Raw genomic sequence first — 10,925 nt, forward strand, 5'->3', positions numbered from 1 at the left:
TACCTCCACCGGGAGAACACGGGCCCCCCGCGGCTGGGCAATGGCCTCGACGGCGCTGAGAAAATAGTGGAGCGTCACCACAGTGCCGGAATGGATTTGATCCAGCACGGCGGCCAGATCCTCTAGGGGCACCAACTGCACCCGGATGCCCAAAGTCTGTTGGATTTGTTGGGCCATCAGTTGTCCTGTGCCCAGATCCCGATTGGGCACGCACACCAGCACTTGGGCACTGCAGCGCAACCGCCAGTCGATCTCCGCCAGCAGCAGATCCCGCACCTGCTCCAGAGAAAAGCCCTGTTGCTGAAGCTGATCGATGCCCTGGCGCACCTGCTGCAGGGCTTGTTGGGATCGATCCAGGTTTTCGCCCAGACTACAAGAAGAGCGGTTAACCGCCTGGCGGGCGGAGCCGCTGACGTAAATGCCAGATCCAGCGCGCGTTTCCACCAGACCCATGGCCTCCAGTTGGTGGTAAACCTTGTGGATGGTGTTGCGGTGCAGGCCCGTTTGCATGGCCAATTGACGGGTGCTGGGCAGGCGATAGCCGGGAGGAAATTGCCCGCAGGCAATGCCAAAACAGAGTAAGTTGAAGAGCTGGACAGAGCCAGGGATCCCGCTCTCCGGCTGAATAGAAATGCGCATCATGGCCCGCCTGAAGAAACGAACCTAGTTGTTAGAGAGACCCAAAGACACGGGACTTTTGCCAAAAGAATTGCACCAACACCCCTAAGGATAGGCACTCGAGAACTGCTCTGGCGAGCTTTGTCCAGACGGGCACAGGGATCCCCTCTGTTGCCGCGCCCACCCCCAACCCGATGGCCGAGGATCCGGCCTCTGCATTCCAAGGCGGGGGATCCCGCCCTGGCCTTGTTACAGAAATTTAGAATCGTTACAATAGTTAGCATCTTTGCATTGCAGGTTTCATCTTATGGCACTCACTCAGCGCTTTCCCGTGCTGTTTGTCTCAGTTTTGCGTCACGACAGCGTAGCCCCGCGCTGGTCTCAAGTGGCGTGGACTGTCTTGCGGGTGGTGGCAGGGCTATTCATGATTCACAACGGCCTCGACAAACTGGCTGATATCGAGGGGTTTGCAACGGCTTATGTAGAAGTGATCGGGTTGCCTTTCCCGATCTTTTTTGCTTATGTAGCTGCCTATACTGAACTGATCGCAGCTCCGCTGGTGGCAGTGGGTTTGTTGACCCGCGCGGCGGCGTTGGGTTTGTTCGCCACGATGGCGGTGGCCATGTTCCACCACATCAAGGTGGCCGGCTTCAGCGTTCCTTATCTGGAGCTATCGGCTATCTACGCGGCCATCTTCTTGGCCTTTGCGGTGAATGGCGGCGGCTGGTTCTCTTTGGATCAGCTCTTGGCGAACGGTATTGAGGCGGGGCTGAACCGCTCCAGCCGACAAAAGTTGGAGAGCCTGGAGTCTTCGTTGCAGGCCACTGAGAAGGTAATTGCGCTGGGGGATCAAGAGGCTGAAGCCGCCGAAACCCCTCGCTCCTGAGGGAGAGGGGCCGGGGGTGAGGGCTAAAGGCGGCTGGCGGCTCGCTCCATCAGGCGTTGGTGGGTGGAGCGCACCGGCTCTCCCGGCCTAGGCTGCCGCTGCACATAGGTGCCATCGGGGCGCAGCTCCCAAGCTTGCCGGTTATCCGTCAGACAAATCTCCAAGATCGCCTTCAGCTCTTGCTGCAACAGGGGATCCTCTACAGGGGTCACCACCTCGACGCGGCGATCCAGGTTGCGGGTCATGTAGTCGGCGCTGCCGATGAAGTACTCTTCCTGGCCGTCGTTGTAGAAGTAGAAGATGCGGGAGTGCTCCAAAAAGCGCCCGATGATGCTGATAACGCGGATGCGCTCGCTCAGGCCCGGGATCCCTGGTTTTAGGCAGCACATGCCTCGCACAATGAGATCAATCTCCACCCCTGCCTGGCTAGCCTCGTAGAGCACTTGGATCATGCGTGGGTCGGTGAGGGAGTTGACCTTGACGATGATGCGCCCTTGGCGTCCTGCCTGGGCATGGCGCATCTCTCGCCGGATCAAGGCTTCCATGCCCTGGCGCAAGGTACGGGGGGCCACCAGCAGCTTGCGGAAGTGCCGCTGCCGCGAGTAGCCGGTTAGCAGGTTAAACAACTCGGTTACATCGTTGCAGAGGGTCTCGTTGCAGGTGAACAGGCCCAGATCGGTGTAGATACGGGCGGTCTTGGGGTTGTAGTTGCCGGTGCCGATGTGGACATAGCGCCGCAGGGATCCCCCCTCTTCCCGCACCACCAGGGCCAACTTGCAGTGGATCTTCAGCCCTGGCAGGCCATAGGCCACGTGCACCCCGGCTTTTTCCAGCTTCTTGGCCCAGAGGATGTTGTTTTCTTCGTCGAAACGGGCCTTCAGCTCCACCAGAGCGGCCACCTGCTTGCCGTTTTCGGCAGCCTGGATGAGGGATCCCACCACCGACGAATCGCCAGAGGTGCGGTAGAGGGTTTGCTTAATGGTGAGCACCTGCGGATCGTTGGCCGCCTCCTCCAGAAACCGTTCCACACTGGCAGCAAAGGAGTCGTAGGGGTGATGCACCAGCAGATCCCCTTCCCGGATGACGGAGAAGATATCCACCGGCTCGTCGCTCACCGAAGCGGTACGCAGGCGAGGCGGCGTGACGGGCCCCCAGGGAGGATCTTTTAAATCGGGTCGATCCAGGCTGAGAAAAGCCATCACCCCCCCCATGCTCAAAAGGCCATCCACCTCGTACACGGAGTCGCTGTCGAGGCGCAGCTCTTCGCAGAGCCGCTGTCGAATGGCAGACGGCATGGACTTGGCAATCTCCATGCGCACCACCGAGCCGAAGCGGCGCTTGCGCAGCTCTTCTTGAATGGCCGCGAGCAGATCGTCGGCTTCGTCCTCTTGGATTTCCAGATCGGCACCGCGGGTGATGCGGAAGGGGTAGTACTCCAGCACTTCCATGCCCACGAACAGCGCTTCCAGATGGTGGGCAATCACCTGCTCCAGCGGCACAAAGCTCACCCCGTCCCGCAGCGGCACAAAGCGGGGCAGGGTGCTGGGCACCTTGATGCGGGCAAAGTGTTCCCTGCCGGTTTCCGGATCCCGCACCACCACCGCCAAGCTGAGGCTGAGGTTGGAGATGTAGGGGAAAGGATGGCCCGGATCCACCGCCAAGGGAGTGAGCACGGGAAACAACCGTTGGTCGAAATACTCCCGCAGCTCCTGCCGCTCCGGCTCGGCCAGCTCAGAAAAATCGCGGATGTGAATGCCTTGTTCCGCCAGCTTAGGCACCAATTCCTGCCGAAAACACTCGTGTACCTTTTGAATCAGGGGGCGCAGGTGCTGGGAAATCTGCCGCAACTGCTGCTGCGGCGTGAGGCCATCGGGGGTCGGCAGCAGCACGCCTGTTTCCAACTGACGGCGAATCACCGCCACCCGCACCATAAAGAACTCGTCCAGGTTGCTTTCGAAAATAGCGAGGAACTTCAGCCGCTCCAAGAGGGGGGTGCGCTCGTCCAGGGCCTCGTGCAAAACCCGGGCGTTGAACTCAATCCAGCTCAGCTCCCGGTTGAAGTAGTGCTCCGGCAAGGCATAGCCCTCCTGGATGGGCGCAGTCGGGATCCCTGGCTGGCCAGCATTGGGGGGGCAACCTGTCGCATCGGGGTTGCGGGGCGACAAGGAGGAGTCCGTTTCCTTGGAGCGCGGAGTCATGGTGGCCGAGATCTGGGTTGTCTCAAAGCGTCAACAACGGCTGGAGCCGACCCAATCCTATCCTGCTGGGTTCTGCTTGGAGGAGGCGGAAGTGTCCAAAACAGGCTTGGGCGGGCGTTCTGGCAACAGCCCTTGGGAGCGGGTAAGCAGAATTACCTGCAGCAGGATCCCGATCAACAAAATGCGCAAGGGACCGGCCCGGGTGGCCCACTGGGGCGGCAGACGGTTGGTCAACCACTCGCTGCCCGACCACACCCCCCAAATGGCCAGCACCCCCAGCAGGGCGCCGCGATTGTTGCCGCTGCCCCCCGCGATCAACATCACCCAGACGATAAAGGTGGCAAACTCCGGCTGGAAGGCTTCCGGGCTGATGAAATTGACAAAGTGGGCATAGAGCGCCCCCGCCAGCCCCATCAGCATGGATCCCAGCACAAACGCCTGCAGGCGAAACTGGAGGACATCTTTGCCGGCGGCCAGGGTTGCCGGCTCATCCTCGCGGATGGCCCGCAGCACCCGTCCCCAGGGGGAGCGATAGGCCCGCTCACTCAGCCAGTAAACCACCGCCAAGACCAGCAGCACCAAGCCCAAGTAGAGCAGTGTATCCTGCCCTGGGATCCAGCCGCGAAAGGGGCGCGGAATGCGGGTGATGCCGCGCACCCCGTTGGTCAGCCAGCCCTCGTTCCTCAGGATTTGGCTGATGATCTCGGCAATGCCGATGGTGGCAATAGCCAAATAGTCGGAGCGCAGCTTCAGGGTGATCAAGCCAATCAAGAAGGCGATCGCACCGGCGGCGGCTACTGCTATGGCAAAGCCCACCCAGAACGGCAGATTGAACCCGCCCAGATGTTCAGGGGTGGGCGGCGTCGTGGCTATGGCGCTGGCGTAGGCCCCCACAGCAAAAAAGGCCCCCACGCCGATGTTGAACATGCCGGCATAGCCCCACTGGATATTGAGGCCCAGCACCAGCACGCCGTAGATCCCCACCAAAACCAAAAAGAAGATGGCGTAGCTCAACATCAGGCCCGCCCCCCCAATAGCCCTGTGGGCCGGAAGATCAGCATCAGCACCAAAATGGCGAAGGCTACCCCTGTTTTGTAAGCCGGATTGATCGCTAAAGTCGAGAACTCCTCCGCCAGGCCAATTACCAGCCCCCCAGCAATGGCTCCATAGGGACGGCCAATGCCGCCGAGAATGGCTGCCGCAAAAACGGGCAACAACAGCCGCCAGCCCATGGTGGGGTGCAGCCGCGTATCCAGGCCCAGGAAGATGCCCGCCACACAGGCCAAGGCGGCGCCGATGGCCCAAGTCCAGAGGATGATCCGCTCCGTCTCAATGCCGGTCACCTTGGCCAAGTCAAAATTGTCGGCCATGGCCCGCATCGCTTTGCCCACCCGCGTGCGCTGCAAAAACAGGTGCAGAGCCACCACCAGCAAGGCCGTTCCCACCAGAATCACCACCCAATCCGGCTTGATGCGCAGCCCCCCCAACTGCCAGGGCAACTGGATGCCGCTGCGGTACACTTGGTTGTTGGGCCCCCAGACGATCTGCACCAAGCTGCGCAAGATCAGGGCCGTGCCAAAAGAAGAAATGAGCAAAATCACCGGTGCTTCCCGGCGCAGGCGGCGATAGATCAGTTGGTCGATCCCCACCGCGCAAAGTGCCGTCGCCAAGGCCGCCGGGATCCAGCTCACCCCAATCGGCCAACCCAACCCGACAAACGTTAGAGCAAAATAGGCCCCCAAGGTCATCAGATCCCCGTGGGCAAAGTTGGCAAAACGCAAAATGCCGAACGTCAGCGACACCCCGATCGCCCCCAGGGCGTAGATGCTGCCCAGGACGAGGCCGTAGATAAAAAGCTGCAACAGTTGGGCCACCCTTGCCCCCGCAATACCCTGCCCTGATGATGCCACGGGTTTGTTAAAGCGGGATCCCATCCGGCCCAGCGGCAGGGTAGAGCTAGGGTAGGAGAAAGCGCGCAAGAGAGATCCATGCAGCCCAACTCTTCCCGGATCCCAGGTTGGCTAGTGGTTTTGGCCCTGCTGAGCGCTGCCTGTGGTGGGCCGGAGCCACCTCCAAGCAGGGATCCGGGTGTCCCGCGCGAGCCTATCTCCACCCCCCAGTTAATCTACGAAAACATCACTCTCACCCAGGCCAAACCTGACGGTGGCCTGCTCTGGCGCTTGCGGGCGCGCCTGGCCGAATACGAGTCCCCCCCAGAAAACGGCTCCACTCCCGTACAGTTGGGATCCGCCCATTTGCAGTCTATCGAGGGAGAGTTTTTCGACGCAGACGATCGCGCCATTCGCCTCCGGGCCGAGCGGGGATCCGCCTATCCTGGCGAGCGGCGGCTGGAATTGACGGGCCAAGTGGTGGTGGAATCGGAGCGGGACAACCTGCACCTGCAGGCAGAGCGGCTGCAGTGGCTGCCGGAACAGCGCCTCCTCGAAGCCGAGGGCCAGGTACAGGTGGAGCTGTTGGACGGCCAGGGATCCCTGTGGGGGGATCGTTTGCGCATCGACTTTGGCCAGGCCCAGATGCAACTGGAGAATTGGGATCCAAGCCAACCGGTGCGGGCCAAGTATCGCGATCCGGAGCTGGAGCTGACCGCCAGCCGCTTGCTCTGGAACTTTGGTGCCGGCGAGGTGCAGGCGTTGGGAGCAGTCGAGGTGGATGCCCCCCAGCAAAGGGTGCGCCTCAGCGGCGAGCAGTTGCGGGCCCCGCTGCCCCTGACCGAGCTGCGCCTGCTGGGCAACGTGAAAGCCAAAGCCGTTCCCGTTGGCGGAACGGGATCCCTGCAGACCGGCCAAGAGCTGGAAGCCCAAGAGATCCGCTGGCGCATCGGCTCCACCCAACTCCAAGCCCTGGGCAATGTGCGCTACCGCCAGCCTGGACAAGCCCTGACTGTGAGCGGTGACCAAGGGATCCTGGATTGGCAGGCCAACACCGCCCGGATCCAAGGCAACAGCCAAACTCGGCTCACTTTGCCCTAGGAGCCGGCGACAAAGGGCCAACAAGAGCATGTCAAGATAGTTTAAGAACCGTGTTGGGTGGGTTGTGGTGAGGAGTTCAGCAATGGCAGAGACCGCCTGGGGGGAACGCCCCAACATTCTGTTGATCGTGCTGGATACCCAGCGGGCGGATCGCCTTTCCTGCTACTGGTCAGAGGAAGAGCGGGCCCGCCAAGTGCCCACCAGCCCCAACCTGGATCGGCTGGCCGCCGAGTCCACCCTCTTCGAGCGGGCCATCGCCCCCGCCCAGTGGACGATCCCCTCCCACGCCTCCCTGTTTACGGGGGAATACCCCAGCACCCACCAAACCGTTCAGGCAGACCTGGAGCTGAGCCCTGCTCTACCCACTCTGGCGGAGCTGTTGAAGCTGGGCGGCTACACCACCGTGGGCTTTTGCAACAACCCCCTGGTCGGGATCCTGAAAAACGGCCTGCGGCGGGGCTTCGACACCTTCTACAACTACGGCGGGGCCCTGCCCACCCGCCCTCCCGAAGGCAACCCTCTGCCGGCTCCCCTCAACCGCTGGCTGGCCGCCTACACCCAGTTTTGGCGCCGTCTCTCCTACCCGGTGCAAAATGCCTTTGCCCGCTCCGACACCCTTTTTCAGTTGGCGCTGCACCCCTGGTTTGCCTCCCTCTGGACCCGCCTGATGAACTTTAAGGGCAACACGGCTGCCTCCATCGCCGACCTGAACCGCTACCTGCAGCAGATAGCCCGCCGCCCTGCCGGAGCACCGCCTTTCTTTTGCTTCGTCAACCTAATGGAGCCCCACCTGCCCTACTGGCCGCCGGAGCCCTTTGTGCAGAAATACGCCCCCTACTTCAAGACCAACCGCGAGGCGCGCGACTTTTTGCGCCAGTACAACGCCCAGCCCTACCGCTGGATGGCGCCCCTGCCGCAGCCGCTTTCTCCCCTGCAAGCGCAGGTGCTCAGGGACATCTACGATGCCGAGGTGGCCTACCAGGATCACCTGCTGGGATCCGTCTTCGCCACCCTGCGCCACACTGGCCTGGAGCAGAACACTCTGGTGGCTATCGTCGCGGATCACGGCGAAGGCTTGGGGGAGCACGACTTCGTCGGCCATGCTTTTGTGGTTTACGAAGAGCTAATCCGCGTCCCCCTGATCCTGCATTACCCCGGCTATTTTCCGGCAGGAAAGCGCGTGGCCACCCCCGTTTCCACCCGCCGCCTCTTTCATACTCTCTTGGAAGCTGCCGGCTTCCGCCCCAGCCTTTCTCTAGCCAACGGCGCCCCCCGTATCAGCCTCAAGCTTCGCCGCGAGATCGCCCGCCTCAGCCTGACCCGCACCCTGGCCGGTGAGGATCCGGAGCAGGGGGTGGTGCTCAGCGAGGCCTTCCCGCCCCACCTTCTCCTGCGGGCCATGGAAAACCGCAACGACAGCCTGCTGCAGGCGCGCGCCTGTTACGACACCCGCCGAGCCCTCTACGAAGGGGTGACCAAGCTGATCCAAACCGGAGATCGCCCCAGCCTCTACAACCTGGAGCAGGATCCGGCGGAACTGCGGGATCTGCTCTTGGCCGGGATCCCTTCTGAGCCTGGTAGCCCTTCCCTTTCCCCCCAAACTTGGCTGACCCGCCTGCGGCAAGCCTTGAGGCAGTGGCTGGACTGGGCAGAGTCGCGCCGGCCCAGCACGGCTCCTCGCAAGGTAAATGTGGAAAGCGATGCAGACTTGGTACGGCAGATGCAAGAGCTGGGCTACCTGGAGTAGAGGCTATTCCAGCTCTCCTGCTTCCCCCACATGATCCCGCACATAGCCGTTTAAATCGTAGTCATCCGCCTCCTCGGGATCCGCTGTCGGCCAGTCCTCGTTTTGCCCGCCGATAATGACGCGGCTGAGGTGGATGTACTCGAGGCTAAGGGTGCGCAAGGCGTTGATCAACACGTCCAGCGCCAAGGCATCGGCAGTGCCCAGATCAAACCAGCAGCGGGCCCAGTTGTCCTTTTCCTCTAGGGATCCCATGTTGTGCATTAGAGAGGGCAGAGGATCCGAGTCGCTGGGGTACTCCAAATAGCTCAGATCCACCTCCGCCTCTTGGGCCACCAGGCGCTCGGCGTTGAATCCTCCCAACTTGCCCAGCACATACCACGATTCCAGCACCTCGTTGAGGTACTCCAGCTCAGCTTCGACCGGCGGCTCGGCAAACTCAAACCAGATCCAGAGATTTCCCGGATCGCACTCGCGAAACTCCACTTGCATGGACAGCTCCTCTGCTGCGGCCTAGCCCTTGATCTTAACTGCCAAGAGCGCGAGAACATAAGTCCCGCGCTGTATGCGTAGCAACCCTGCGGGAAGCAAGCTACAGCGCCGGGATACATGGAGTCTCGCTGCTTGCTTTCAATGCCCCCGAAGCAAGCATTTACCACCCCACTCCGGTTGTGGTAAAACGACCCCATATTGACCATGCACTACACCTACCGAATCTGCCCAGATGCCACACAGCAAGCCCAACTGCTGGAGTGGCTTGCAACATGCAGAGGCGGGTATCACTACGCTTTGCGCGAACTCAAAGACTGGGTTGCTTCGCGTCAGAGCCTTCTACAGACCAGATCTGCGATCGGTGAGGGAGCGACCGGGATCCATGTCTACGATCGAAGTCTTTGATGCGCAGCAGGTGGCCGGGCTGATCGAGAGCCTGGCAGCAGCGATCGCCAGGGATCACCCCCACCCCCAGAAGCTCACTCTGATCGGCATTCGCACTCGCGGAGTCCCCTTGGCCTACCGCCTGCGGGATCGGATTGCCGCTCGACTGGGGATCCCGCCCCAGGTCGGGGAGCTGGACATTACCTTTTTCCGAGACGACCTGGGCGCCGGCGGGCTGCGCACCCCGGATCGCAGCGAGATGCCCCGGGATCTGACTGGCCAGGAGGTGGTGCTGGTGGACGATGTTATCTTTCGCGGTCGCACCGTCCGCGCGGCTCTGGAAGCCCTGCATCACTTTGGGCGACCGGAACGGGTGCGCTTGGCCGTGCTGATCGACCGTGGTCACCGCCAGTTCCCCATCCAACCGGATTACTGCGGTTACCAGCTTCCCACGGAACCTGAGCAAAGGGTGAGGGTTCATCTGCGGGAAACCGATGCAGAAGAGCGGGTGTTGTTGATAGACCAAACAGCAAAGAGCGATCCCTAAGCTGGTGCTTGGGGTATTTTGGGGATGATCTGCCGCAACTCACCGCTATGTCTTGGTTGCCGGAGACCCGCCGTTACGCTGTTTTGGGCACGGGCGCCCTGGGAGGATTTTATGGGGCGAAATTGCAACAGGCAGGCTTTGCGGTGCATTTTCTGCTGCACAGCGACTATGACTATGTTCGCCAAAACGGCTTGTGGGTGCAGTCCTGCTGGGGGGATTTTCATTTGCCGCAGGTGAATGCCTACGCAGCAGTAGAGGACATGCCCCCTTGCGAAGGGGTGATCGTGGCTTTGAAAGCCACCCAAAATCACCTGCTGCCGCAGTTGCTCCCGCCCGTGTTGGCCGAGAATGGCGTGGTGATCGTGCTGCAAAATGGGCTGGGGGCGGAGCCGGAGGTTGCCGAGTGCGTCGGCCCTGAACGAGTCATGGGGGGCCTGTGTTTCATCAGCTCCAACAAGGTTGGCCCCGGCCACATTCATCATCTGGACTATGGGTCGGTGCTGCTGGCAGAATACGGCCCTAACTATGCCCCCCAAGGGATCACGCCCCGTCTTCAACAAGTTCAAGCCGATTTTCAACGGGCAGGGATCCCCACCACCCTCTCTCCGGATCTGATGTTGGCCCGCTGGCAAAAGTTGGTCTGGAACATTCCCTTCAACGGCCTCTCGGTGGTGTTCAACGCCGACACGCAGCAGATGATCCGCGACCCTGAGGCTCGTGCTTTGGCGGAAACGCTGATGCAGGAGGTGATCCAGGGAGCGGCGGCCTGTGATCGCCTGCTTCCCGATTCCCTGATCCCAGAAATGCTCACCAACACCGAGAAGATGGCTCCCTACCGCACCAGCATGAAGATCGACTACGAGCGCAAACGTCCTCTGGAACTGCAGGCAATCTTCGGCAACCCACTGCGCTATGCCCGACAAGCCGGGATCCACTTGCCGCGGGTGGAAATGCTCCACCGGCAGTTGCAGGTGTTGGATCGCCTGAATCGAGGGATCCCTGTCGCTCAGCAGGCTTGAGTTTTTCAAGATCAGCGGCGCCTGTAAACTACCCGACTCCGACCGCT

Annotated in this window: 11 protein-coding genes; 6 read left to right on the forward strand and 5 right to left on the reverse strand. The window is 61.4% G+C overall.

The annotated features are described in order from the left end of the window. On the reverse strand, positions 1 to 642 hold a 642-nt coding region (locus tag NW853_RS00355; protein ID WP_414347090.1), incomplete at its 3' end, for a GntR family transcriptional regulator. A gap of 283 nt (positions 643 to 925) precedes the next feature. Between NW853_RS00355 and NW853_RS00360 the strand changes: the two genes are divergently transcribed. After that, entirely contained in the window at positions 926 to 1,504 is a 579-nt protein-coding gene (locus tag NW853_RS00360; protein ID WP_414334035.1) for a DoxX family protein, read from the forward strand. A gap of 23 nt (positions 1,505 to 1,527) precedes the next feature. Here the strand turns inward: NW853_RS00360 and NW853_RS00365 are convergent, their stop codons facing one another. The 3 genes from NW853_RS00365 to NW853_RS00375 are packed head-to-tail and all read right to left on the reverse strand — an operon-like array spanning position 1,528 to position 5,681. After that, positions 1,528 to 3,702 carry an RNA degradosome polyphosphate kinase gene (locus NW853_RS00365; protein ID WP_414334033.1) on the reverse strand — a complete coding sequence of 725 codons (2,175 nt, stop codon included), beginning with the start codon at positions 3,700 to 3,702 and terminating at the stop codon, positions 1,528 to 1,530. Between the two features lie 57 nt (positions 3,703 to 3,759). Continuing rightward, positions 3,760 to 4,719, reverse strand: a complete 960-nt coding sequence (locus NW853_RS00370; RefSeq protein WP_414334031.1) for a branched-chain amino acid ABC transporter permease — start codon at positions 4,717 to 4,719, stop codon at positions 3,760 to 3,762. Then, positions 4,719 to 5,681 (reverse strand): branched-chain amino acid ABC transporter permease, encoded by a 963-nt coding sequence (locus NW853_RS00375; RefSeq protein ID WP_414347092.1) that lies wholly within the window; start codon positions 5,679 to 5,681, stop codon positions 4,719 to 4,721. Before NW853_RS00375 ends, NW853_RS00370 begins: the two co-directional genes overlap by 1 nt. A gap of 9 nt (positions 5,682 to 5,690) precedes the next feature. On the opposite strand from NW853_RS00375, the gene lptC reads away from it, so the two are divergent. After that, positions 5,691 to 6,692, forward strand: coding sequence for an LPS export ABC transporter periplasmic protein LptC (gene lptC, locus NW853_RS00380; RefSeq protein ID WP_414334027.1), 1,002 nt, complete (start codon positions 5,691 to 5,693; stop codon positions 6,690 to 6,692). Between the two features lie 82 nt (positions 6,693 to 6,774). Further along, positions 6,775 to 8,439, forward strand: a complete 1,665-nt coding sequence (locus tag NW853_RS00385) for a sulfatase (protein WP_414334026.1) — start codon at positions 6,775 to 6,777, stop codon at positions 8,437 to 8,439. A 3-nt stretch (positions 8,440 to 8,442) separates the two neighbouring features. Here NW853_RS00385 and NW853_RS00390 read toward each other — a convergent pair whose 3' ends face one another. Continuing rightward, positions 8,443 to 8,928 (reverse strand): DUF3531 family protein, encoded by a 486-nt coding sequence (locus tag NW853_RS00390; RefSeq protein WP_414334024.1) that lies wholly within the window; start codon positions 8,926 to 8,928, stop codon positions 8,443 to 8,445. Positions 8,929 to 9,132: 204 nt separating this feature from the next. Between NW853_RS00390 and NW853_RS00395 the strand changes: the two genes are divergently transcribed. The 3 genes from NW853_RS00395 to NW853_RS00405 are packed head-to-tail and all read left to right on the forward strand — an operon-like array spanning position 9,133 to position 10,878. Further along, positions 9,133 to 9,333 carry a helix-turn-helix domain-containing protein gene (locus tag NW853_RS00395; protein WP_414334022.1) on the forward strand — a complete coding sequence of 67 codons (201 nt, stop codon included), beginning with the start codon at positions 9,133 to 9,135 and terminating at the stop codon, positions 9,331 to 9,333. Continuing rightward, positions 9,311 to 9,859, forward strand: a complete 549-nt coding sequence (pyrR, locus tag NW853_RS00400) for a bifunctional pyr operon transcriptional regulator/uracil phosphoribosyltransferase PyrR (RefSeq protein WP_414334020.1) — start codon at positions 9,311 to 9,313, stop codon at positions 9,857 to 9,859. Before NW853_RS00395 ends, pyrR begins: the two co-directional genes overlap by 23 nt. 47 nt (positions 9,860 to 9,906) lie before the next feature. After that, on the forward strand, positions 9,907 to 10,878 hold the full coding sequence (locus NW853_RS00405) for a putative 2-dehydropantoate 2-reductase (RefSeq protein ID WP_414334019.1): 972 nt from the start codon (positions 9,907 to 9,909) through the stop codon (positions 10,876 to 10,878). Positions 10,879 to 10,925: the final 47 nt, after the last annotated feature.

The sequence above is a fragment of the Synechococcus sp. H55.11 genome (assembly GCF_047462475.1).
GTDB lineage: Bacteria > Cyanobacteriota > Cyanobacteriia > Thermostichales > Thermostichaceae > Thermostichus.

Excerpts from the sequence above, each read along its gene's own strand:
- pyrR (WP_414334020.1), top strand. The coding sequence starts at position 9,311 with ATGTCTACGATCGAAGTCTTTGATGCGCAGCAGGTGGCCGGGCTGATC.
- NW853_RS00370 (WP_414334031.1), bottom strand. The coding sequence starts at position 4,719 with ATGTTGAGCTACGCCATCTTCTTTTTGGTTTTGGTGGGGATCTACGGC.
- NW853_RS00405 (WP_414334019.1), top strand. The coding sequence starts at position 9,907 with ATGTCTTGGTTGCCGGAGACCCGCCGTTACGCTGTTTTGGGCACGGGC.
- NW853_RS00390 (WP_414334024.1), bottom strand. The coding sequence starts at position 8,928 with ATGCAAGTGGAGTTTCGCGAGTGCGATCCGGGAAATCTCTGGATCTGG.
- NW853_RS00385 (WP_414334026.1), top strand. The coding sequence starts at position 6,775 with ATGGCAGAGACCGCCTGGGGGGAACGCCCCAACATTCTGTTGATCGTG.
- NW853_RS00395 (WP_414334022.1), top strand. The coding sequence starts at position 9,133 with ATGCACTACACCTACCGAATCTGCCCAGATGCCACACAGCAAGCCCAA.
- lptC (WP_414334027.1), top strand. The coding sequence starts at position 5,691 with ATGCAGCCCAACTCTTCCCGGATCCCAGGTTGGCTAGTGGTTTTGGCC.
- NW853_RS00365 (WP_414334033.1), bottom strand. The coding sequence starts at position 3,702 with ATGACTCCGCGCTCCAAGGAAACGGACTCCTCCTTGTCGCCCCGCAAC.
- NW853_RS00360 (WP_414334035.1), top strand. The coding sequence starts at position 926 with ATGGCACTCACTCAGCGCTTTCCCGTGCTGTTTGTCTCAGTTTTGCGT.